Annotated in this window: 21 protein-coding genes; 12 read left to right on the top strand and 9 right to left on the bottom strand. The window is 70.3% G+C overall.

Annotated features, from left to right (window positions below):
- The first annotated feature begins 36 nt into the window (after nt 1–36).
- The gene (locus tag ACTWPT_RS31025; RefSeq protein ID WP_443181031.1) at nt 37–621 is read left to right on the top strand and encodes a hypothetical protein; all 585 of its coding nucleotides are present in this window, start codon (nt 37–39) and stop codon (nt 619–621) included.
- A gap of 80 nt (nt 622–701) precedes the next feature.
- A complete protein-coding gene (locus tag ACTWPT_RS31020) occupies nt 702–2237 on the top strand; it encodes an acyl-CoA synthetase (protein WP_443181030.1) in 1536 nt (511 codons plus the stop codon).
- 54 nt (nt 2238–2291) lie between these two features.
- Here the strand turns inward: ACTWPT_RS31020 and lon are convergent, their stop codons facing one another.
- On the bottom strand, nt 2292–4646 hold the full coding sequence (gene lon / locus ACTWPT_RS31015) for an endopeptidase La (RefSeq protein WP_443181029.1): 2355 nt from the start codon (nt 4644–4646) through the stop codon (nt 2292–2294).
- Nucleotides 4647–4823: 177 nt separating this feature from the next.
- On the opposite strand from lon, the gene ACTWPT_RS31010 reads away from it, so the two are divergent.
- The 3 genes from ACTWPT_RS31010 to ACTWPT_RS31000 are packed head-to-tail and all read left to right on the top strand — an operon-like array spanning nt 4824 to nt 8223.
- Nucleotides 4824–6173 carry a sensor histidine kinase gene (locus tag ACTWPT_RS31010; protein ID WP_443181028.1) on the top strand — a complete coding sequence of 450 codons (1350 nt, stop codon included), beginning with the start codon at nt 4824–4826 and terminating at the stop codon, nt 6171–6173.
- Between the two features lie 13 nt (nt 6174–6186).
- Nucleotides 6187–6843, top strand: coding sequence for a response regulator (locus ACTWPT_RS31005; RefSeq protein WP_443181027.1), 657 nt, complete (start codon nt 6187–6189; stop codon nt 6841–6843).
- Nucleotides 6844–6861: 18 nt separating this feature from the next.
- A complete protein-coding gene (locus ACTWPT_RS31000) occupies nt 6862–8223 on the top strand; it encodes a phenylacetate--CoA ligase family protein (protein WP_443181026.1) in 1362 nt (453 codons plus the stop codon).
- A 5-nt stretch (nt 8224–8228) separates the two neighbouring features.
- On the opposite strand, the gene ACTWPT_RS30995 is transcribed toward ACTWPT_RS31000, so the two are convergent.
- Complete coding sequence (locus ACTWPT_RS30995) at nt 8229–8477, bottom strand: hypothetical protein (protein WP_443181025.1); 249 nt, start codon at nt 8475–8477, stop codon at nt 8229–8231.
- On the opposite strand from ACTWPT_RS30995, the gene ACTWPT_RS30990 reads away from it, so the two are divergent.
- From ACTWPT_RS30990 to ACTWPT_RS30965, 6 genes are all read left to right on the top strand, one after another.
- Nucleotides 8476–8652, top strand: coding sequence for an oligopeptide/dipeptide ABC transporter ATP-binding protein (locus tag ACTWPT_RS30990; protein WP_443181024.1), 177 nt, complete (start codon nt 8476–8478; stop codon nt 8650–8652). The genes ACTWPT_RS30995 and ACTWPT_RS30990 overlap by 2 nt on opposite strands.
- 93 nt (nt 8653–8745) lie before the next feature.
- A complete protein-coding gene (locus tag ACTWPT_RS30985) occupies nt 8746–9480 on the top strand; it encodes an alpha/beta hydrolase (RefSeq protein ID WP_443181023.1) in 735 nt (244 codons plus the stop codon).
- Nucleotides 9481–9608: 128 nt separating this feature from the next.
- Nucleotides 9609–10253 (top strand): biliverdin-producing heme oxygenase, encoded by a 645-nt coding sequence (locus ACTWPT_RS30980; RefSeq protein ID WP_443181022.1) that lies wholly within the window; start codon nt 9609–9611, stop codon nt 10251–10253.
- Between the two features lie 280 nt (nt 10254–10533).
- Nucleotides 10534–11133, top strand: a complete 600-nt coding sequence (locus ACTWPT_RS30975; protein ID WP_443181021.1) for a TetR/AcrR family transcriptional regulator — start codon at nt 10534–10536, stop codon at nt 11131–11133.
- Nucleotides 11134–11279: 146 nt separating this feature from the next.
- Nucleotides 11280–11690 carry a cupin domain-containing protein gene (locus tag ACTWPT_RS30970; RefSeq protein ID WP_443181020.1) on the top strand — a complete coding sequence of 137 codons (411 nt, stop codon included), beginning with the start codon at nt 11280–11282 and terminating at the stop codon, nt 11688–11690.
- 169 nt (nt 11691–11859) lie between these two features.
- Nucleotides 11860–13272, top strand: a complete 1413-nt coding sequence (locus tag ACTWPT_RS30965; RefSeq protein ID WP_443181019.1) for an MFS transporter — start codon at nt 11860–11862, stop codon at nt 13270–13272.
- Here ACTWPT_RS30965 and ACTWPT_RS30960 read toward each other — a convergent pair.
- Nucleotides 13269–14498 carry a cytochrome P450 gene (locus ACTWPT_RS30960; RefSeq protein WP_443181018.1) on the bottom strand — a complete coding sequence of 410 codons (1230 nt, stop codon included), beginning with the start codon at nt 14496–14498 and terminating at the stop codon, nt 13269–13271. The two genes, ACTWPT_RS30965 and ACTWPT_RS30960, sit on opposite strands and share 4 nt — an antisense overlap.
- A gap of 67 nt (nt 14499–14565) precedes the next feature.
- On the opposite strand from ACTWPT_RS30960, the gene ACTWPT_RS30955 reads away from it, so the two are divergent.
- Nucleotides 14566–15942: an FG-GAP and VCBS repeat-containing protein gene (locus ACTWPT_RS30955; protein WP_443181017.1), complete on the top strand. Its 1377-nt coding sequence runs from the start codon at nt 14566–14568 to the stop codon at nt 15940–15942.
- Here the strand turns inward: ACTWPT_RS30955 and ACTWPT_RS30950 are convergent.
- Genes ACTWPT_RS30950 through ACTWPT_RS30925 form a run of 6 tightly spaced genes read right to left on the bottom strand, consistent with a single transcriptional unit; the run spans nt 15927 to nt 21809 of the window.
- The gene (locus ACTWPT_RS30950; RefSeq protein ID WP_443181016.1) at nt 15927–17387 is read right to left on the bottom strand and encodes an ATP-binding protein; all 1461 of its coding nucleotides are present in this window, start codon (nt 17385–17387) and stop codon (nt 15927–15929) included. The genes ACTWPT_RS30955 and ACTWPT_RS30950 overlap by 16 nt on opposite strands.
- A complete protein-coding gene (locus ACTWPT_RS30945) occupies nt 17384–18076 on the bottom strand; it encodes a response regulator transcription factor (protein ID WP_443181015.1) in 693 nt (230 codons plus the stop codon). Before ACTWPT_RS30945 ends, ACTWPT_RS30950 begins: the two co-directional genes overlap by 4 nt.
- Complete coding sequence (locus ACTWPT_RS30940; protein ID WP_443181014.1) at nt 18073–18612, bottom strand: hypothetical protein; 540 nt, start codon at nt 18610–18612, stop codon at nt 18073–18075. Before ACTWPT_RS30940 ends, ACTWPT_RS30945 begins: the two co-directional genes overlap by 4 nt.
- A gap of 10 nt (nt 18613–18622) precedes the next feature.
- Nucleotides 18623–19873 (bottom strand): ABC transporter permease, encoded by a 1251-nt coding sequence (locus ACTWPT_RS30935; protein WP_443181013.1) that lies wholly within the window; start codon nt 19871–19873, stop codon nt 18623–18625.
- Nucleotides 19870–20610 (bottom strand): ABC transporter ATP-binding protein, encoded by a 741-nt coding sequence (locus ACTWPT_RS30930; RefSeq protein WP_443181012.1) that lies wholly within the window; start codon nt 20608–20610, stop codon nt 19870–19872. Before ACTWPT_RS30930 ends, ACTWPT_RS30935 begins: the two co-directional genes overlap by 4 nt.
- Nucleotides 20607–21809, bottom strand: coding sequence for an efflux RND transporter periplasmic adaptor subunit (locus tag ACTWPT_RS30925; protein ID WP_443181011.1), 1203 nt, complete (start codon nt 21807–21809; stop codon nt 20607–20609). The genes ACTWPT_RS30930 and ACTWPT_RS30925 overlap by 4 nt, the downstream gene beginning before the upstream one ends.
- Nucleotides 21810–21887 lie beyond the last annotated feature (78 nt).

Below are 21887 nucleotides of genomic sequence, written 5' to 3'. Positions count from 1 at the left end.
CGAGTCAGGAAAACCCTCTCCCGAGGAGGACCCACAGTGCGATTCGTTTCACGAATCCTGCTCGGCGTCACCGCCGCCACCTTGGTGGCGATCGGCGCGCCGGTCGCCGCCAACGCGACGACCACGTCGACATCATCCGCCGCCAGCTCGTACGACGCCGCTTGGGGACCCTACTTCTCCGGCGATCACAAGGCCAAGGCCTACGGCCACGTGAGCGTCGAGAAGAAGAAGTTCAAATTCTGGTACTGGAAGTGGATCACCGTCAAGAAGGAGATCTGCTGGAAGGACAAGAAGGGCGACAAGCACTGCAAGTGGGTCGAGAAGAAGGTCAAGAAGCGCTTCTGGGAGTGGCGCCACGACTACTTCTTCAAGGTCCACAGCACGCTTCACAACTACAAGTGGTGGGGCAAGAAGAAATGCGCGTGGGAGACGTTCAAGGTCGTGAACCAGAACGGCTCGGCATACTTCAAGAGCTTCCGCAACTGCTCGAAGCACCCGCAGGAGTTCACCTTCTACGGTAAGAACGCCGCGCACATCTACGTGGACGTGAGCCGGGGCACCCGGCACCAGCCGACCGGCTACCACTCCGGCTGGAAGGACGTCTATCACGCGGCGGCCTGACCGCCCCCTTCTCGGAGCCGCGGCCTCAACGGCGAGGTCGCGGCTTCCGTGCTGCCGGTCGGCCGAATAGTGTTCGGATCATGTATCCGGGAGCCATCGCAGCAGTCGCCCCAGACAAGCCCGCTGTGGTCATGGCGGGCTCCGGACGGATCATCACCTACCGCGAGCTGGACGAGGAGTCCAACCGCCTGGCCCACCTGTTCCGCGCGGCAGGGCTACGCCCGGGCGACCACATCGCCTTCATGCTGCCCAACCATCCCCTCTTCCTGACCGTCGCCTGGGCCGCGCACCGCTCGGGCCTGTACTACACGCCGATCAGCTCCCGGCTGCAGACCGACGAGGTGGCGTACATCGTCGCCAACTGCGGCGCGCGGGCGTTCATCTCGAGCGCGGACCTGGCCGGCATCGCCACCTCGATCACCGCCGCCACGCCCCGGGTCGAACTGCGCCTCATGATGGACGGCACGGCCGAGGGCTTCGACTCCTACGAGGAGGCGGTCGCGAAGCAGCCGGTCACCCCGATCGACGATGAGCGCACCGGCGCGGACATGCTCTATTCCTCGGGCACCACCGGCCGGCCCAAGGGCGTCAAGGTGAGCGCCCCACACGGCCCGCTCACCGAGCCGGGGATGCTGTTCCTGCTCGTCCAGGCGTTGTTCGCGCCGTCGGCGGACAGCGTCTATCTCTCGCCCGCGCCGCTCTATCACGCCGCCCCGCTGCGGTACTGCCTGACGTTCCAGCGCTTCGGCGCCGCCGTGGTGGTGATGGAGCGTTTCGACCCCGAGCTCTACCTGCAGGCGGTCGAGCGGTACAAGGTGACGCACTCGCAGCTCGTGCCCACGATGTTCATCAAGATGCTCAAGCTGCCAGAAGAGATCCGGACAAAATACGATATTTCATCGCTTCAGCATGCGATCCATGCCGCCGCCCCCTGCCCCGTCCCCGTCAAGGAGCAGATGATCGACTGGTGGGGCCCGATCATCCACGAGTACTACGCCGGCACCGAGGGCAACGGCTTCCTCTACGTCAACGCGCAGGACTGGCTCCAGCACAAGGGCACGGTCGGCCGCTCGCTCCTCGGCGTCGTGCACATCCTCGACGAGGACGGCGACGACCTGCCGCCGGGCGAGCACGGCACGATCTACTTCGAGAACGGCGGCACGTTCGAATACCACGGCGACCCGGACAAGACCCGCTCCTCACGCGACCCGCAGGGCCGCGGCTGGACCACGCTGGGCGACATCGGCTACCTGGACGACGACGGTTTCCTGTATCTCACCGACCGCCGCTCGTACATGATCATCTCCGGTGGGGTGAACATCTACCCGCAGGAGGCCGAGAACGTGTTGTCGGTGCACCCGAAGGTGGCCGACGTGGCGGTGTTCGGGGTGCCGGACGAGGAGATGGGCGAGCAGGTCAAGGCCGTGGTCGAGCCGATGTCCATGGCCGAGGCGGGAACGGAGCTGGAGGCGGAGCTGATCGCGTACTGCCGCGAGCGCCTGACCCACTACAAGTGCCCCAAGTCCGTGGACTTCCGTGCGGAGCTGCCCCGCCACCCGACGGGCAAGCTCTACAAGCGGCTGCTCAGGGACGAATACTGGCCGGCCCGCACGTAGACATGCCGCTGCCCGCCGCACCTGGTGGGGTGGGGCGGGCAGTGGAGGCCGCGGTCACGCCGCGGCGGTGGCGACCTGCGCCGGGGCGAGCGCGAGGTCCAGGACCTCACGCACGTCGCTGACCGGGTGGATGGTCAGCTCGTCGCGGACCTCCTTGGGCACGTCGTCCAGGTCCGGCTCGTTGCGAGCCGGGATGAGGACGGTGGTGATGCCCGCCCGGTGCGCGGCCAGCAGCTTCTGCTTGACGCCGCCGATCGGCAGGACCCGCCCGGTCAGGGAGATCTCGCCGGTCATGGCCACGTCGCCGCGGACCAGCCGCCCCGACAGGAGCGAGGCCAGCGCGGTCGTCAGCGTCACACCGGCCGACGGCCCGTCCTTCGGCACGGCGCCCGCCGGGAAGTGCACGTGGACGGAGCGGTCCTTCAGCGCGGTGACCGGCAGCTCCAGCTCCGCGCCGTGCGAGCGCAGGTACGACAGCGCGATCCGCGCCGACTCCTTCATCACGTCGCCCAGCTGGCCGGTCAGCGTGAGCCCGGTCTCGCCGGTCTCCGGGTCGGCCAGCGACGCCTCCACGTAGAGCACGTCACCCCCGGCCCCGGTGACCGCCAGGCCCGTGGCCACGCCCGGGACCGAGGTGCGCTGGGTGGCCTCGGGAAGCGACGACTCAGGCACGAACCGCGGCCGGCCGAGGTAGCCGACCAGGTCGCTCTCGCCGACGGTGACGGGCAGCTCGTCGTTGGCCGCGACCTTGCGCAGAATCCTGGCGACCGCCCGCTCGAGCGAGCGCACGCCGGCCTCGCGGGTGTACTCGCCGGCCAGCTTGCGCAGCGCGTCGTCCTGGACGGTCACTTCCTCTGCGCTCATCCCGGCCAGCTCCAACTGGCGCGGAAGCAGGTGGTCGCGGGCGATCGCGACCTTCTCGTCCTCGGTGTAGCCGTCGAGCGTGACGACCTCCATCCGGTCGAGCAGCGGCCCGGGGATGGCCTCCAGGACGTTGGCCGTGGCCAGGAAGAGCACGTCGGAAAGGTCGAGCTCGACCTCCAGGTAGTGGTCGCGGAACGTGTGGTTCTGCGCCGGGTCGAGCACCTCCAGCAGCGCGGCCGTGGGGTCGCCGCGGTAGTCGGCGCCGACCTTGTCGACCTCGTCGAGCAGGACGACCGGGTTCATCGAGCCGGCCTCGCGGATGGCGCGGACGACGCGGCCGGGCAGCGCGCCGACGTACGTGCGCCGGTGGCCGCGGATCTCCGCCTCGTCGCGGACGCCGCCGAGCGCGACACGGACGAACTTGCGGCCCATCGCGCGCGCCACCGACTCGCCCAGCGAGGTCTTGCCGACTCCGGGAGGACCCGCGAGGGCGAGCACGGCGCCGCTGCGGCGGCCGCCCACCACGCCGAGCCCCTTGTCCTGGCGGCGCTTGCGCACGGCCAGGTGCTCGATGATGCGGTCCTTGACGTCGGACAGGCCGGTGTGGTCGGCGTCGAGCACGGCCCGCGCGCCGATGATGTCGTAGTTGTCCTCGGTCCGCGTGTTCCAGGGGATGTCGAGGACGGTGTCGAGCCACGTGCGGATCCAGCCGGTCTCGGGCGACTGGTCGGAGGTCCGCTCCAGCTTGTCGACCTCCTTGAGCGCGGCTTCGCGCACCTTCTCAGGCAGGTCGGCGGCCTCGACGCGGGCCCGGTAGTCCTCTTCCTCGGTCTCGGTGTCGCCGTTGAGCTCCTTGAGCTCCTTGCGCACGGCGGCGAGCTGCTGGCGCAGCAGGAACTCGCGCTGCTGCTTCTCCATGCCCTCCTGGACGTCCTTGCGGATCGTCTCGGCGACGTCGAGCTCGGCGAGGTGCTCGCGGGACCACTCGATCAGCTTGGCCAGCCGGTCGGCCGGGTCGGCGGCCTCGAGCAGCTCGACCTTCTGCGCCGTGGTCAGCCACGGGGTGTAGCCGGAGCTGTCGGCCAGCAGCGACGGGTCCTCGATCTGGTTGACCTGGTCCACCACCTGCCAGGCGCCACGCTTCTGCAGGATCGTGGTGGCCAGGGCCTTGTACTCCTTGGCCAGCTCATGCGCGCGCTCCCCGGCGGGGACGGTGTCGATCGTGTCGGCCGCGACCCACAGTGCGGCGCCGGGGCCGGTGGTGCCGATGCCCACGCGGACGCGGTTGACGCCGCGGACCACCGCGGCGGGCTCGCCGCCGGGCAGCCTTCCGACCTGCTCGACAACGGCCTGCACGCCGATCGGCCCATAACGGCCGTCGATCCGGGGAACGAGGAGGACCCGCGGCTTGTTGCCACCGGATGCACGGGCCGCGTCTATGGCTGCGCGCACCTCGGAGTCGGACAGGTCCAGCGGGACCACCATGCCCGGCAGGACGACCTCGTCGTCCAGCGGCAGGACCGGGAGGGTCAAGCTCTCACTCATGCGAACTCCAAAGGGTTGAGTTATACCGACTCAATTCATTGGAGCCCCGCATTGTTCCCTTACTTGTTGATGTTCGCTCACGGCGATCGTAATCATGTAAGCCATACCTGAGGGTGACACGTGGGATCAGACCGTGGGGTGACGCCATCGGGGCGGCGGAATCGTAACCTTGACCAGGTGATCTCCGTCCAGCGCGCCCGCGACCTCGGCCGCCGCCTGTCCGGCCGGCGCTGGAGCCGGCGGGACGGGCGCCTCGCGGCGGCCGGGCGCACGCTGGTGCGGCCGTTCGGGCTTGCGTTGTTCCAGGGCGACGCCGACCCGCCGCCGGCGTCGCGGCGGCTGACGTTCACCGTGCCGCGCCGGCTCGCGGTGCTCGTGCCGCTCCGGACCTACAGCCTGGTCCAGGTGGCGGAGCTGGTGCTGGCCCTGATCCTGTACGGCACCACGCAGGGCATGGTGACCGACATGATCGCCGCGCACATCGAGGAATATCCCATCCCCGAGTGGGTCGCCGACGTGGCCGGTGTGGCCGTGGCGCTGCCGCTGGCGCTGCGCGACCGATGGCCGCTGGCCGCCTGGCGGGTCGCGATCGTCCTGATGCCGCTCACCGTCTGGACGGTCGCCACACTCGACCTGGTCGATCCGCCCTACACCGCGCCGACGGGCGTGATGTACCTGATGGTGCTCTACTCCGTCGCCGTCCGCTGCGACAAGCAGATCACGCTGGCGGTGTGGATCATCACGTTACTGACCGCCTGGATCGTCCACCCCAACTCGATGGCGATCGTCACAGCGATGGCCTCGGTCGCAGTGCTGTTCGGCTACAACGTCCGTGTCCGGCGGACCGCCACGGCGCGGCTCGTCGAGGAGGAGCGGCGCACCCAGCTGGCCGAGAGCGCACAGGCCGTGCTGGAGGAGCGGGCCCGCATCGCCAGGGAGCTGCACGACGTGGTCGCGCACCACATGTCGGTGATCGCGATCCAGGCGGAGGCGGTGCCGCTCAAGGCCGCGGGCGATCCCGCGCGGCTGGAGGCCGGGCTGGCGGAGATCCGCGGGCTTTCGCTCGCGGCCATCGCGGAGCTGCGGCAGGTGCTGGGCGTGCTGCGCGACCAGGAGGGCCGCACGGACACCGCGCCGCAGCCGGGGCTCGACAGGCTGGACGAGCTGGCCGACCACGCCCGTGCCGCCGGGCTGGCCGTGGTGCTCGAGCGGGTCGGGTCGCTCGACGGGCTGCCGCCCGCCGTTGGGCTGTCGGCGTACCGGATCGTGCAGGAGTCGCTGAGCAACGCGATGCGGCACGCGCCGGGCGCGGCCGTGGCGGTGAGCGTCGCACGGGACGGGGACGAGCTGCGGCTGCGCGTCGCCAACGGTCCCGGCGCCGCGCCGGGTGGCGCGCCCGGGGCGGGTCAGGGGCTCGTGGGGATGCGGGAGCGCGCGGCGCTGCTCGGCGGCACGCTTGCCGCCGAATCCTTACCCGACGGAGGCTTCGACGTACGCGCCACGCTGCCGATCGCGGACGCCACATGACGAAGGAGGGCGCTTGATCCGGGTTCTGATCGCCGACGACCAGGGCATGGTGCGGACGGGGTTCACCGTGTTCCTCAGCGCGCAGCCGGACATCGAGGTCGTGGGCGAGGCCGCGAACGGGCGGGAGGCCGTGGAGCAGGCGGCGGCGCTGGCCCCCGATGTGGTGCTGATGGACGTCCGCATGCCGGTCATGAACGGCCTCGAGGCGACCAGGGAGCTGTCCTCACGCAACCTGCCGCCGAAGGTGCTGATCCTGACGACGTTCGACCTCGACGACTACGTCTACGAGGCGTTGCGGGCAGGGGCCAGCGGGTTCCTGCTGAAGGACGCCTCGGCGGCGCAGCTCGCGGAGGCGGTGCGGGTGGTGGCGGCGGGGGAGGCGCTCATCGCCCCGGCCATCACCAAGCGGCTGATCCACGAGTTCGCCAAGCTCGGCACGCCCCGGCCGGCGGCGGGCAGGCGGATGGCCGAGCTGACCGAGCGCGAGACCGAGGTCCTCACCCTGGTCGCCCAGGCGCTGTCCAACCAGGAGATCGCGGAGAAGTTGTTCGTGGCGGAGCAGACGGTCAAGACCCATGTCGGCCGGGTGCTCATGAAGCTGGGGCTGCGGGACCGGGCCCAGGCGATCGTGTACGCCTACGAGAGCGGGCTCGTGCGTCCTGGGGAGTGAGCGCCGTACAGTCGGCTGATGGACCCGGTTGAGCTCTTCCATCAGGTGGCGGCGACCGTTCCCGCCTACAGAGCCTTTCTCGTGGACAACAACATCGATCCCGCCAAGGTCACGACATTTCAGGACTTCGAGCGGTTGCCGATGACCACGAAGGACGCCTACACCCTTCGCCACCCCCTGCCGGACCTCTGCAGGAACGGCGAGATCGGCGACATGATCGCGGTGTCGTCGGGCTCGACGGGCGTGCCATCGTTCTGGCCGCGCTCGGTGGCGGATGAGCGGGTGATCGCCGCGCGGTTCGAGGAGGTCTTCCGCGACTCCTTCGCCGCCCGCGAGCGCCGCACGCTGGCCGTGGTCTGCTTCGCGCTCGGCACCTGGGTGGGTGGCCTGTTCACCATCAACTGCTGCCGCCACCTGGCCGAACGCGGCTATCCGATCACGGCCGTGGCACCCGGCACCGACCGCCGCGAGATCGCGCGCGTCCTGCCGGAGCTGGCCCCGTACTTCGACCAGGTCGTCCTCCTGGGCTACCCGCCGTTTCTGAAGAACGTCATCGACACCGAGGACCTGCCCTGGGCCGCCTGGAACATCAAGCTCGTGACGGCGGGCGAGGTGTTCAGCGAGGAGTGGCGCACCCTGGTCGCCGAGCGGGCCGGGATCGCCGACCCGGTCCGCGGCATCGCCTCCCTGTACGGCACCGCCGACGCGGGCGTCCTGGGCAACGAGACCGCGCTGTCGGTGGAGATCCGCCGTTTCCTGGCGGGCCGCCCGGACACGGCGAGGGAGCTGTTCGGCGAGTCCCGGCTGCCGACCCTCGTCCAGTACGACCCGGACGTGCGCTTCTTCGAGGAGCACGAGGGCACGTTGCTCTTCTCGGGCGACAACGGCATCCCGCTCATCCGCTACCACATCGCCGACGAGGGCGGCGTGATCCCGTACGAGCGCATGCTGGGCCTCGTCCGGCGGCACGGCTTCGAGCCCGCCGCCCAGGGCCCCGAGCGGCCCTTCGTGTACGTGTTCGGCCGCAGCCATTTCACCGTCTCCTACTACGGCGCGAACGTCTTTCCCGAGAACATCGCGGTCGGCCTGGAGCAGCCCGAGGTCGCCGGCTCGGTGACGGGCAAGTTCGTGATGGAGGTGGTGGAGGACGCCCGGCACGACCGGCACCTGACGGTGACCGTGGAGCTGATGCCGGGCGAGAAGCCGTCGGAGGAGACGGCGCAGGCCGTAGGCGCGTCGATCCTGGCCCAACTGCTGCGGCTGAACAGCGAGTTCGCCGCGTACGTGCCGCCGGCGCAGCAGATGCCGTTCATCCGCCTGCGCGAGGCCGGCGACCCGGAGTATTTCCCTCCGGGCGCCAAACACCGCTACACGCGATAGCGGGGTCAGGCCAGGGCCGCCGCGACGCGGTCCTCCGCCCACGGCACCATGAGGAAGCCGCGTTTGACGGCGAGCACCTGCACGCCGGCCAGGCCCTCGGCCACGCTGTCCTGCATGCTCGGCTCGACCGACAACCAGAACAGGATCTCCGCCTCGCAACCCAGCGCGGCGGCCGGGATGAACGTCGTCACCGTGGCGCAGCCGCGCTCCAGCATGGCCTCCAGCCGCCGCCTGGCGGGGCGGTCACGCATCATGCTGGCCGGCGACCCGCCGAGTCCGGTCGCGCCGCCTCCAGGGTGCAGGTTCCACACGCGGTGCTGGAAGGCGACCGAACGGTGCGCCGAGGAGGAGCCCGCGCTGGAGACCGTCGGCGACCACTACGCTGCCTGCCATTTCGCCGAGCGCCCGGCGGCCACGAACCGGACGTGAGCCGGGTGAGCCGAGGTCCCCCTCCGGTACTACGCGCAAGTTCAAACCTCACGGTGACGCGAACGACCGGCAACGCTCCGTAACGTCGCGGGCATGCTGAGATGGCTTGCACTCGCGGGAGTCCTTACGGCGGCCGGCACGTTCCTGATGTGGCCGGGACAGCCTGGCGCTCGGTTGGTGAGGACCTACGGCGACGTGGCCACGGCCGACCGGGTCGCGGTCATCGTGCCCGGCGCCGACACCACGGTGGCGACGTTCGACGACAGCACGAGACGACCGGGCGGCGCGGCGCGGGCGCTGCTGGCGGAGGCGGCCCGGCTGGCGCCCGGGGAACGGCTGGCGGTGGTGGCGTGGCTGGGCTACGACTCTCCCCCGACGCTGAGCCTGGGCGCGATCATCGACGACGCGGCCGTCGAGGGCGCCGCGGAGCTGCGCCGCACGGTCGCCGGCCTGCGCACCCGCACGGACGCCCCGATCGTGCTGCTGTGCCATAGCTACGGCTCGGTGCTGTGCGCCGAAGCCGCCGCTTCCGGCTTACCGGTCACCGACCTGGCCGTCTTCGGCAGCCCCGGCCTCGACGTCCCCTCGGTCGCCGCCCTGCCGCCGCGCGTGTGGGCGGGACTCGGCGACGACGACTGGATCCGTTTCGTACCAAAGACCAAGATCGGCCCGCTCGGCTTCGGCACCGACCCCATGAGCCCAGGCTTCGGCGCCCGCGTCTTCGACGTGGGCCCCGGTGGCCACAGCGACTATTTCTCCCCCGGCACCGCGTCCCTGCGCAACCTGACCATGATCGCCCTCGGCCATCCCGAGCGAGTGACCTCTTGACGTCCCGTTTTCGGGGTACAGGAGAGAGGAGGCGAGCTTTGATGACGGACTGTCGTCAAAGGCTTGACGTACGACGACGGCGTTTGTGACACTTCGTCATGAAACGTTAGCGCAAGTAGAGGTGGCCTGTGACGACGCCGTTCTCCGAAACCTTGAGGAACGCCACCTGGGGCGACCACCAGTCCGCCGAGTCCGAGGGATACCTGGCGGCGCTGATGGACGGCCGGCTGAACGAGCACGAGTACGGCGAGATGGTGGCGCAGCACTACTTCGCCTACGTCGCACTCGACGGGGTGTCGCGCCGGCTCGCCGACCACCCGGTGGCCGGCGGCTTCGTCTTCCCCGAGTTGTACCGCGAGCCGGCGCTCGAGCGGGACCTGACGACGATCTACGGGCCGGCCTGGCGCGACCGGATCATCCCCTCCAAGTCCACCCAAACCCTCGTCGCACGGATCCACCAGGTCTCCGACTGGCCCGGGGGCTACATCGCCCACCACTACACGCGCTACCTGGGCGACCTGTCCGGCGGCCAGTTCATCCGCATGGAGCTGCAGAAGATCTACGGGTACGGCGCGGGCGGCGGTGTCGACTTCTACCGCTTCGACGAGCTGGGCAGCCTGCCGCGCTTCAAGAACGAATACCGCGCCCGCCTGGACGCCCTGGAGCTGGACGAGCAGGAGCGGCAGCGCATCATCCGCGAGGTCAAGTTGGCGTACCGGCTGAACACGGAAGTGCTGGCCGAGCTGAAGCACGTCGTCAAGACCGCCGCCTGAGCCCCGCCGATCAGCTTCGATAAGGATCCCGCAAGGGTGTGACGCGTTCGGCGAACTCGGCCTTGAGCTCGGCCATCCGAGGACCGGCCTCGGCCAGGCGCTGCCGCACGCGCTGTGCCTGCATGTGGTGCGCCCTCAGACAGAAGCACACCCATACGAGGGTGTCGCCATGAGGGCTCTGGTCTCGGCCGAGCACCAGCGACGGGATGGGCGAACGCCCACATAGCTGCCTGATCGGAAAGATCCGGGCTAAACCGGTGTGCGGGCCTACCATGGGCCTATGCCCCGCATCTCGGCCGCCACGATCGGCGAGCATCGCGCCCAGACGCGTGACCGCATCCTGCAGGCCGTCTCGCGGTTGTCACGCGTGCAGGGCATCGACGCCATCTCCATGACGGACGTGGCCGGGGAGGCCGGGATCACCCGGACGGTGCTGTACAACTACTTTCCGGACAAGGCGGCGTTGTTGCTGGCCTTCACCGAGCGTGTGACCCAATACTTCATCGACAGCTACGAGCGGGAGTTGCCGGAGGGCGCGTCGCCGGCGGATCGGTTGCGGGCCTTCGTGCGGCTGCAGCTGGCCGGTTTGCTGGCGCATCCCCATCCGGGGGCGGCAGACCTCAGTGCGGCGCTGGGGCCGGACGCCTACCAGCAGCTGGCCGAGCACGTCGCGCCCATGCAGCGCATTCTCGTGGAGATTCTGGAGAGCGGCATCGCCTCGGGCGACTTCCGGGTGGCCGACGTCCCGGCCACCGCCCGCATGGTCCTGGCCGTCATCGGGGCCGAGCGGGTGCCGCTCATCAGCGGGGCCGTCACGGTGGAAGCGGCGCAGGCGCTGGTGTGCGAGTTCGTGTTGCGGGCGCTCGGCAGCCACTCCTGACCGTCGGACCGCCTCGGCAGAGGCCGCGGCCTGACCGCGACCGGATCTCCGGCGCGGCCTGGGCAGGTTAGCCGCGTAGGGCCGTCACAAACGGGGAGGCCGTCTTGTCCTTACTGTGGACAGTCCCTATTTGGATGGAGGAATACATGAGCGCTGGGCACGCACACCTGCCCCCAGGCGTTGAGGTGATCACGACCCTGCCGGAGGCGGCGGCCCGGATCCCGGCTGGCGCCGAGGCCAGGACCATCCGGGTCACCCTGCCGCCCGGTGACCCCGGCGCGCCGCCGCACCGGCACCCCGGGCCACTCTTCGGCTACGTGACCCAGGGCGAGATCCTCTTCGAGCTGGAGGGACAGCCGCCCCGGGTGCTCAAGGCCGGTGACGCCCTGTTCGAGCCCGGGGGCGACGTGATCCACCTCCAGGGCGCCAACAACCTTCCGGACGCGCAGTCGCAGCTGGTGGTGACCATGTTCGCGCCGCCGGGTACCCCGATTCTGACCGTGGTCAGCGCGGAGGAGCTGGCCGAACGACGACACCGACGGGTTACCCAGCCATGATGACCACCAGTATTCCGAATCTCTCTTTCCGCAACGGCGGCACCTAAGGTGTGAGCACCAAGACCAAACGCATCATGCGCCAGATGCACGGCCGAGCCGGCTTCACCCTGCTCCGCCACCGCGTCCTCTTGGACTAACGCTGCGTCACCACCGAAAGAGAGACAGAGCCATGGCATTCGGCCCCCAAGAGCTTCATAGCGGCGACCACCTGGAGCTGAAGTCGGCGAGCGGCCGGTGGGTGTTACTGGCGACCGTGCTCGGGTCCGGGCTCGCCCTGCTCGACAGCACCGTGGTCAACGTCGCACTGCCGTTCCTCGGCCGGGATCTCGACGCGGGCATGGCCGGCCTGCAGTGGACGATCAACGCCTACACGCTCACCCTCGCCGGGCTGATCCTCCTGGGTGGGTCCCTCGGCGACCGGTACGGCCGGCGGAGGATCTTCCTCGTCGGCACGGTGTGGTTCGCCGTGGCGTCCGCGCTCTGCGGGCTGGCGCCGAACATCGAGTTCCTGATCGCGGGCCGGGCCCTGCAGGGCATCGGCGGGGCGCTGCTGACACCGGGGTCGCTGGCAATCATCCAGGCGTCGTTCGTGCGCCACGACCGCCCGCGGGCAGTCGGGGCGTGGTCGGGGCTCGGCGGGGTGGCCGCCGCGATCGGGCCACTGCTCGGCGGGTGGCTCGTGCAGACGGTGGGGTGGCGGTGGGCGTTCCTGATCAACCTGCCGTTCGCGCTGGTGGTGGTGCTGGTCGCGCTGCGGCACGTGCCCGAGAGCAGGGACGAGCAGGCGGCGGGGCGCTTCGACGTGCTGGGGTCGGTGCTGGCGGCGCTGGCGCTGGCCGGGGTCACGTACGGGCTGATCGAGAGCGGCGCGGCGGTGCCGCTCGTCGTGGGGCTCGCGCTGGGGGCGGCGTTCGTGGTGCTCGAGATCCGGCGGTCGCCGGACGCGCTGGTGCCGGTGGGACTCTTCAGGAACCACGTGTTCACGGCGGTCAACGTAGTGACGCTGATCATGTACGCGGCCATGGGCGTGGTGTTCTTCCTACTGGTCGTGCAGCTGCAGGTGGTGTCCGGGTTCTCCCCCATCGCGGCGGGGCTGGCGATGCTGCCGACGACGATCCTGATGATCCTGCTGTCCGCCCGGGCCGGCGAGGTCGCCAAGCGGTACGGGCCACGCCTGCCGATGACGCTCGGGATCCTGCTCTCGGGCTGCGGCTTCCTCTGGATGAGCACGATCGGGCCAGGCGCTTCCTACCTGCTGCAGGTCCTGCCCGCGGCCTCCGTCTTCGGGCTGGGGCTGTCGGCGGCCGTCGCGCCGCTCACGGCGACCGTGCTGGCCACCGCGGACGAGCGTTACGCGGGCACCGCCAGCGGCGTCAACAACGCGGTCGCCCGCACCGGGAGCCTGCTGGCGGTGGCCGCGGTGCCGCCGGCGGTCGGGCTGGTGGGCGACGCGTTCCAGAATCCCACGGTGTTCGACGCAGGGTTCCGGATGGCCATGCTGATCAGCGCCGGGATGATGGTGGTGTCGGCGCTGATCACGTTCGCCGCCATCAGGACCAACGTCCTGGCCGACGAGGACTAGAAGGTGAACGCCTGACTGCGGACGCTGTTGTCGAAGTTCGACAACAGCAGCTCGGGCTCGCCGACCGAGCGCACGCCGGGGAGCCTGTGCAGCAGCTCGCGGAACATCGTCCGCATCTCCTGCCTGGCCAGGTTCGCGCCAAGGCAGAAGTGCGGTCCCGGGCCGCCGAAGCCGACGTGCGGCTTGGTGTCGCGGGTGATGTCGAACGCGTCCGCGTCAGGGAAGACGGACTCGTCCCGGTTGGCGGAGCCGTAGAACAACACGACCTTGTCGCCCTTCTTCAGCTCCAGGCCGCGCAGCGAGTAGTCCTCGGTGACCGTACGGCGGAACTGCATGATGGGCGAGACATAGCGGACCATCTCCTCGATCGCCGCGTTGATGTGCGTGTCGAAGTCGCTCATCAGCAGCTCACGCTGCGCCGGGTTGTCGGTGAGGAGCTTGATGCCGTGCGCCATCGTGTTGCGTGCGGTCTCGTTGCCCGCGACCAGCAGCAGCGCGAAGAACGAGCCGAGCTCCTTGTCGGTCAGCTTCTCCCCGTCGGGGTTGGCGTTGACCAGAAGGGAGACCAGGTCGCCCTTGGGGTCGGCGACGCGGTCGTGGCCGAGCTTGATGACCATGCGCTGCAACGCCAGCAGGGCCAGCATGTTCTGGCCGGCCATCTGGACGCTGCGGGCCAGGCTGGGGCGTAGGCCGGTGTAGGCGGTGGAGATGTCCACGTGCTGGTGGACCTTGGCCCGGAGCTCCTGCGGGATGTCCAGCATGTCGCAGATGACGTGGATCGGCAGGCGGGCGGCGACCTGGGTGACGAAGTCGCGGGGGCCGTCCTTGACGACGTCGTCGACGATGCGGGCGCAGGCCCCCTCGATGTCGCTCTGCAGATTCGCCAGCATCTTCGGGCTGAACGAGCGGGTGACGATGCGGCGCAGGCGAGCATGGCGCGGGTCGTCCATATTGACCATCGACTCGCCGAACACCTGCTTCACCCAGCCGGGCGGCTCCGGGTTGGTGACCGCCGGCTCGCTGGAGAAGATCTTGGCGTTGCGGCTGGCCTCGACCACGTCCGCGTGCCGTACGAGAGCGTAGAAGCCCTTGCCCGAGCGCAGGAACGGCACCTTCTTTTCCGGGAAGAACACCGGATGCTCTAATTGCCGGAGCCGGGCGAACGCCTCATTGCGCTCTTTGAGCGGCCTACGCCAGAAATCCAGATCCGCGAGGTCGATGTCCACCCATCTATCCTGGCACGTTCCCACAGCGTTAAAGCATGGTTCGTGCGGGGCGGACATTACTGCCAGTATGAATGCGCTGCTCGCCGCCTGCCTGGTTCTCCCCCTCGCTTCCGGTGCCGCCCCCGCCGCCGCCCGCTCGTGCGGCGGGCATGCTCTCGACTTCGACGGCGACAGCCGTCCGGACCTCGCCGTGGCCGCCCCTTACGACGACGCCAGGGCCGGTTCGGTGACCGTGATGTACGGCTCGGGAAAGAAGGTGAAGCTCGCCCAGGACGGCGCGGAGCCGGGCGACTCGTTCGGGTCGGCGCTGGCCGTCGGCGACTTCAACGGCGACAAGTGCGCCGACCTGGCCGTCGGGGTGTCGGAGGAGTTCGCCGGCGAGCGGGTGCACCTCGGTGACGGCAACGGGGTCGTCCAGCTCTTCAACGGGTCCGTGGACGGTCTGGTCAAGGGCAAGGAGCTGGCGCTGGCGAAGCCGTCGAGCGACCGGTTCGGGGCCTCGCTGGCCGCCGGAGATCTCGACGGGGACGGGCGGGACGAGCTCGTCGTGGGGGCGCCCAACCACCGGTCGGGCGGGGCGGTGACGGTGTACTGGATGAAGGGCCGCAAGCCGTACCAGATCACGCAGAAGACGCCGTGGGTGCGGCAGGCGGCGAACGTGACCGACCAATGGGGCGCCTCGCTCGCGACCGGGGACTTCGACGGGGACGGGCGCGACGAGCTGGCCGTGGGGGCACCCGCCGACAGCGTCAAGCTGGACGGCCAGGGGTCGGTGACGGTGATCGACGTACGGGGGAAGCGGGCGCGGCAGCTCACCCAGAGCAGCCCCGGCATCAAGGGCGCCTCCGAGAAGTGGGACGGGTTCGGGGCGGCGCTGGCCACCGGGGACTTCAACGGAGACGGTAAGGCCGACCTGGCCATCGGCGTGCCCGGCGAGGGCATCACCAAGAACCAGCGTGCCCTGGACTACGGCGACGGCACCGTCGACGTCCTGTACGGCTCCCGCAACGGGCTGCGCACCGACAAGACCGAGGCCTGGTCGCAGAACACGCTCGACGGCAAGCCCCGCTACTACGACCGGTTCGGCGCGTCGCTGGCCGCCGGGGACTTCAACGGCGACGGCAGGGACGAGCTGGCCATCGGCGTGCCCGGCGAGCGGGCGGTCCAGGTGCTGATGGGCCGGCCCTCCGGCGGGCTGACCAGGGTCGGGAACCTGCTGATCAAGGGCAAGGGGCGGGACTTCGGCGCCTCGCTGGCCGCGCTGCCCCTGGGCGAGCGCTACCGTCCGCTGGAGCGGCGCCGGCCGCTGTACGGGCTGGTGGTGGCGGCGCCGGACCAGGGGCTGATCATGTACGCGCCCGGCTCCAGGAGGCCGGGCCTGCGGCTGGGCAAGGTCCGCCAGCTCAGCAAGGGCACCGGCCTGTACGGCTACGCCTTCGGGTGAGTCACCGGAAGGATCACCCGGAACAGGGTGCCCTTGCCCGGCTCGGACTCCGCCGTGACGATCCCGCCGTGTGCCTCCACCAGGGTCGCCGCGATCGACAATCCCAGCCCGGCCCCGCCCGCACCGCGTGCCGGGTCGGCCCGGTAGAACCGCTCGAACACCCGCTCCGCCACCTCCGGCGGGAACCCGGGTCCTTCGTCGGCCACCTCCACCACGGCCCGATCGCCGTCCACGCCGACCCGCACCTGGAACGCCGTGCCCGGTGGGGTGTGCGTGAGGGCGTTGGTCACGAGGTTGCCGAGCACCTGCCCGAGCCGGGGCTCGTCCCCGATCATCATCACGTCGCCCTCGCCCCCGAACAGCCGTACGAGCTCGATCCGCCGATCGGGTGCCAGCGTCTGGGCGTCGATCACCGCCGTGGCCGCCAGGCTCAGCAGGTCCACGGGCCGCATGGCCAGCTCGCGCCGCTGGTCCAGCCGGGCGAGCAGCAGCATGTCCTCCACCAGCAGCCCCATCCGCGCCGCCTGCCCCTCGATGCGGCTGAGCAGCCGTACGGCCTCGTCCAGGTCCCGCTCCTCCCCCAGCCGGTACAGCTCCGCGAATCCCCTGATCGACGTCAGCGGTGTACGCAGCTCGTGCGAGGCGTCGGCCATGAACCGGCGCATCAGCTCCTCCGAGCGCCTGGCGGCCGTGGCGGACCGGCGGGCGGACTCGGCCGCCTCCTCGCGTTCCCGCGCGGCCGACTCGATCCGGGCGAGCATGATGTTGAGCGAGCGGCCGAGCTTGCCGACCTCGGTGGTGGCCGCCCAGAGCGGCACGCGGCGGGACAGGTCCCCGCCCGCGATGTCCTTGGCCGTCCGCGCGATGTCACGCAGCGGGCGCAGGCTGCGGCGTACCAGCCAATAGCAGACGACGCCGAGCACGATCAGCGTGCCGCCGCCGGCCACCGCCACGATGAGGGCGAGCTGCGAGACCGTGGCGTCCACATCGCCCAGGTTGACGGCGATCACCCGGCTCTGGCCCTCACGCCCGGGCGCGGCGACGACCCTCCAGCTCGGGCCGCCGGCCGCTCGCGACTCGACGGTGAACGGGCGGCCCTGGAGCGCGAGCACGTCGGCGGCGGCCAGCTTGGGCAGGGCGGGCACGTGTTCGTCGGTCGACTCGCTGAGCGTCCTGATCGTGGCGCCGTTCGCGTTCAGCACCACGACGTGGAACAGCCCGAAGAAACGTTGCGGGCGCGCGCCCACCGGGCGCGGCTCGGGCGGCGGGGGCAGCTCGCGCGGGGCGCTGGCGGCGCGCAGTTGCTGGTCGACGCGGTCGATGAGGTAGCCGCGCAGCAATCGCACGGCGAACAGGCCGGTCAGTGTGATGGCGAGGGTGACCAGCAGCAGGGTGGCCGAGACCAGCCGCAGCCACAGCGGAGTCCGCGCCAGATATTTCCTCATACGCGGGGCGGGCGCAGGATGTAGCCGACTCCGCGCAGCGTGTGCAGGTATTTGCGCTCGCCGGTGTCCACTTTCCTGCGCAGGTAGGAGACGTACGACTCGACGAGGCCGACGTCGGTGCGCCAGTCGCCGTTCCAGACGTGGTCGAGGATCTGCGTCTTGGAGAGCACCCGGCCCACGTTGAGCATGAAGTACTGCAGCAGCCTGAACTCCGTGGGCGACAACCTCACCGGGACGCCGTCCCGCCAGACCTCGTGGGTCTCCTCGTCCAGCTCCAGGTCGGCCACCTGCAGCCGGTTAGGCGGCGGGGTGCCGCGCCGGGTCCTGCGCAGCACCGCCCGGATCCGGGCGATGACCTCTTCCAGGCTGAACGGCTTGGTCACGTAGTCCTCGCCGAGCCCCAGCCCGGCGATCCTGTCTTCGGGGGCGTCCTTGGCGGTCACGAAGAGCACGGGGACCCGGCGGCCGCGGGACCGCAGCCTGCCCGCGACCGCCAGGCCGTCGAGGTCGGGCAACATCACGTCGAGCATCACCAGGTCGGGCGAGCTCTCCTCGGCCACCCGCAGTGCCTCCATGCCGTCGGCGGCGGTCAGCACCTCGAACCCGGCCATGCGCAGGCTGGCCGAGAACAGCTCCCTGATGTTGGGCTCGTCGTCGACCACCAGCAGCCTCGCCTCGGGTTCGCTCATCGCGGGCCGCCTCCCTGGAAGGCCTGGCCTCCCTGGGTGATCGAGGCGGCCGTGACGGAGCCGTCGTCGCCCTGCCGGCCGCGTACCGTGACCGTGCTGCCCGCCTCCAGATCGGATACCTTGCCCGGCTTGGCGATCTGGACGGTGGTCTGGTCGGTGGTGGTCACCGTGACGGTGGAGCCGTCCATGGTCTTGACGTAGATCTTGCCGCCCTCCACCTTCTCCACGGTCCCGATCGTGCCGCCGCCGCCCATGCGCTGGGCGAGGCCGCCCTGCCGGCCGCCGTACCCAGGGGGCGCCTGCTGCACTCCCGCGGGGCCGTACCCCTGGGGCGCCTGTTGCATTCCTCCGGCGCGCAGCTGGGCTCCGGCCGAGCCGCCGGTCAGCTTGCCGGCCTGGATGCCGATGATGATCCCCGCCACCAGCACGACGCCGGCGGCCAGCGCCAGCGTGAGCTTCGACATGCCCGCGCGGGGCTGGACGGCGAGTTCCTCGCGCAGGTCGTCGGGGTACGGCGAGGAGTCGAGCTGGGCCATGTGCATCTCCTTACTCGTGGCGCAAGGCCTGGATCGGCCTGAGCTTGGCCGCCCGGTTGGCGGGATAACTGCCGAAGAACAGCCCGATCCCCACCGACACGCTCAGCGCCAGCGCGACCGACGACGGCACGAGCACGGGCTCGATGCCGGCGATCGTGAACCTGGTCCCCAGGAACGCCACGAGCACCCCCGACAACCCGCCGACCAGGCTCAGCAACGTGGCCTCCAGCAGGAACTGGCCCAGGATGGCGCTCCTGGGGGCACCGATCGCCTTGCGGATGCCGATCTCGCGGGTGCGCTCCGTGACGGTCACCAGCATGATGTTCGTGATGCCGATGCCGCCCACCAGCAGCGAGATCGCGGCGACGGCGCCGAGCAGCACGGTGAAGGTGCCGGTCGCCGCACTGACGGTCTCCTGCAACGTGGCCTGGTTGAGTACGCGGTAGTCGGGGTTGTCGTTGGTGATGCCATGTCGTTGGTTGAGGATAGCCGTGACCTCCGACTGGGCCGTCGTGGTGGTCCCCGCCCCGGTGGCCTGGACGACGATCGAGCTGAGCGAGCCGAACCCGCTCAGGCTCTGCTGCACGGCCGGCAGGGGTGCGACGGCCACGTCGTCGGCGTCCTGCATGCCGGTGGACCCGGCCTCCTTCAGCACGCCGACCACCGTGAACGGCACGCCCGACACGCTGACCTGCTTGCCGATCGGGTCGACGGTCCCGAACAGCTCCTCCACAACGGTCTGGCCGAGCACCACGACCTTCCTGGCCGCCAGCACGTCGTCGTTGAAGAAGTACGTGCCCTTCGCCACGGGCTTGTTCGTGGTCTCGAAGTAGCTCGGGTACGTGCCGACGAACTGCGCGATCGTGTGGCTGGCGGCCCCGTACGCGGCGGTCGAGGAGGAGGCGGTCACCACGGGCGAGACGCTCTTGACCGAGGGCGCGAGCGTCCTGTCGGTCAGCGCCTTGGCGTCGGCCAGGCTGAGCTGCCTGGACTGCGTACGCGGCCCGGTGTTCCCGCCCTGCGTCCGCAAGCCTGCGCCGCCTCCGCCGCCGCCTCCGGAGGAGGATGGGGAGATCGTCAGCGTGTTGGCGCCGAGGCGCTGGATGTTCTGCTGGATGCTGCGCGAGGAGCCCTCGCCGACGGCCACCAGCATGATGACGGCGGCCACGCCGATGAGGATGCCGAGCGTGGTCAGCGAGCTGCGCATCTTGTTGGCCAGCAGGCCGCGCAGCGCGAAGCGGAGGATCTCGAGCTGGTTCACAGGGCGGCCATCCTCGGGGGCGGGCCGTCGACGGGCGCCTGCCGGCGGTCCTCCACGATCTCCCCGTCCACTAGTCTGACCACCCGCTTGGTGTGCGCGGCCACGTCGTTCTCGTGAGTGATGAGCACGATCGTGCGGCCTGAGTCGCTGAGCCGGTCCATGATCTGCAGCACATCGCTGGTGGAGGCGGTGTCGAGGTTGCCGGTCGGCTCGTCGGCCAGCAGCAGCGCCGGGGCGGTGACCAGCGCCCTGGCGACGGCGACGCGCTGCTGCTGGCCGCCGGAGAGCTGGTTCGGCTCGTGATGCACGCGGTCGGCCAGGCCGACCTGCTCCAGCGCGGCCAGCGCCCGGGCGCGCCGCTCGGCCTGGCCGACGCCGCCGTACACGAGTGGCAGCTCCACGTTGGCCAGGGCGCTCATGCGCGGGATCAGGTTGAACGACTGGAAGACGAACCCGACGCGGCGGTTGCGCAGGATGGCGAGCTGGTGCTCGTCCAGGTGGCCCACGTCGGCGCCGTCGATCAGGTACGAGCCGCTCGTCGGCACGTCCAGGCAGCCGAGGATGTTCATGAGGGTCGATTTGCCGGAGCCGGAGGCGCCCATGATGGCGACGTAGTCGCCGCGCTCGACGTCCATGCTGATGCCGCGCAGGGCGCGGACCCGGGCATCGCCCTCGCCGTACTCCTTGACGAGGTTCTTGACGCGTAGGACCGGCGCGGGGCCGTCCGGGGCCGTCATTGCCCGCCTCCCAGCATGCCGCCCCCGCTGCGCACCGCGCCGCCGCCGGGGAAGCCGCCACCGCCGAACTGCCGCTGGATGCCGCCGCCGGTGGTGGTGCCGGTCGAGGCCGCCGGAGGCACGAGCTGGTCGCCCTCGGAGACGCCCGACTTGATCTCCGTCAGCGTCGCGCCCCGCACCCCGACCTCCACAGGGGTCCTGGTCTGCCTGCCGTCCTTGAACAGGGTGACCGTGGTCTGGCCGCCGCTGGTGGAGACCGCCGTGGACGGGACGGTGACGACGTCGTCCGCCTGGCCGACCACGACCTCGACGGTGGCGGTCTGGCCCAGCCGCACCTGTCCCGGCACCTCCGTGAAGGTGACCGTGACCGGGTACTGCACCACGTTGTTGCTGGTGGTGGCGACCGGCTCGATCTGGGTGACCTTGCCGGTGGCGGTCACGCCGGGCAGCGCGTCGAACGTGACCGTGGCCGTCTGGCCCTGCTTGAGCTTGCCGGCGTCGGATTCGGTGAAGGAGCCGACCAGCTGGAGCTTGCCGATGTCGGCGATCTCGATGAATCCGCTGGATCCCGACCCGGAGCCGGACTGGGCCTGTCCTGTGCTCTGGCCGCCGCTCTGTCCCGAGGTCTGCCCCGAGCTTTGTCCTGAGCTCTGTCCTGAGCCGCTGTTGCCGCCGACCGAGCCGTTCACCGCCGTGACCGTGCCGCCGAACGGGGCCTTCAGCACGGTGCCTGCGACGGTGCGCTGCGCCTGCCGATAGTCGTTGCGGGCCTTGATGTAGGCGGAGTAGAGCTGGGCCGTGTCCGTCCCGTCGGCCACGGCGCTGTCGTATGCGGCCTTGGCCGCCGACAGGCTCTCCTGGGCGGCGTCGTCGTCGAGCCTGGCCAGGATGTCGCCCTTGCCGACCTTGTCGCCGGCCTTCACGTAGATCTTCTCGACCGTCCCGGACGTACCGAACGAGAGGGCGCGGGACTTGGAGCTCTCGACCGCGCCCGAGGCGGACACGGAGGCCACCACGGAGCCGCGGCTCGCCGTCACCGTGCGCACGGTCGCCTCGCCCGCCGCCTGTCCCGTGCCGAGCTGGCCGTAGGCGAGCACGGCACCGCCCAGCAGGAGCACCGCCAGGGCTCCGTTGGTCATCAGCGCCCGGCGGCTCACCCGCGCTCTGCGCCTGTTCGACACCTTCACAGGCGGTGACACTTGCACACAACCCTGCGCCGCAGCCGCGAGCAAGCTGAACGTTCGCTGACAACGCCGGTCCTCGCGCGGGCACACAGG

The organism is Nonomuraea sp. 3N208 (genome assembly GCF_052245935.1).
Taxonomy (GTDB): domain Bacteria; phylum Actinomycetota; class Actinomycetes; order Streptosporangiales; family Streptosporangiaceae; genus Nonomuraea.
This window is presented reverse-complemented; position numbering and strand designations above follow the sequence as displayed.

Coding starts and splice junctions, on each gene's coding strand:
- ACTWPT_RS31020 (WP_443181030.1), top strand. CDS start 702: ATGTATCCGGGAGCCATCGCAGCAGTCGCCCCAGACAAGCCCGCTGTG.
- lon (WP_443181029.1), bottom strand. CDS start 4,646: ATGAGTGAGAGCTTGACCCTCCCGGTCCTGCCGCTGGACGACGAGGTC.
- ACTWPT_RS31000 (WP_443181026.1), top strand. CDS start 6,862: ATGGACCCGGTTGAGCTCTTCCATCAGGTGGCGGCGACCGTTCCCGCC.
- ACTWPT_RS30990 (WP_443181024.1), top strand. CDS start 8,476: ATGCTGGCCGGCGACCCGCCGAGTCCGGTCGCGCCGCCTCCAGGGTGC.
- ACTWPT_RS30995 (WP_443181025.1), bottom strand. CDS start 8,477: ATGATGCGTGACCGCCCCGCCAGGCGGCGGCTGGAGGCCATGCTGGAG.
- ACTWPT_RS30985 (WP_443181023.1), top strand. CDS start 8,746: ATGCTGAGATGGCTTGCACTCGCGGGAGTCCTTACGGCGGCCGGCACG.
- ACTWPT_RS30975 (WP_443181021.1), top strand. CDS start 10,534: ATGCCCCGCATCTCGGCCGCCACGATCGGCGAGCATCGCGCCCAGACG.
- ACTWPT_RS30970 (WP_443181020.1), top strand. CDS start 11,280: ATGAGCGCTGGGCACGCACACCTGCCCCCAGGCGTTGAGGTGATCACG.
- ACTWPT_RS30965 (WP_443181019.1), top strand. CDS start 11,860: ATGGCATTCGGCCCCCAAGAGCTTCATAGCGGCGACCACCTGGAGCTG.
- ACTWPT_RS30955 (WP_443181017.1), top strand. CDS start 14,566: ATGAATGCGCTGCTCGCCGCCTGCCTGGTTCTCCCCCTCGCTTCCGGT.
- ACTWPT_RS30950 (WP_443181016.1), bottom strand. CDS start 17,387: ATGAGGAAATATCTGGCGCGGACTCCGCTGTGGCTGCGGCTGGTCTCG.
- ACTWPT_RS30945 (WP_443181015.1), bottom strand. CDS start 18,076: ATGAGCGAACCCGAGGCGAGGCTGCTGGTGGTCGACGACGAGCCCAAC.
- ACTWPT_RS30940 (WP_443181014.1), bottom strand. CDS start 18,612: ATGGCCCAGCTCGACTCCTCGCCGTACCCCGACGACCTGCGCGAGGAA.
- ACTWPT_RS30930 (WP_443181012.1), bottom strand. CDS start 20,610: ATGACGGCCCCGGACGGCCCCGCGCCGGTCCTACGCGTCAAGAACCTC.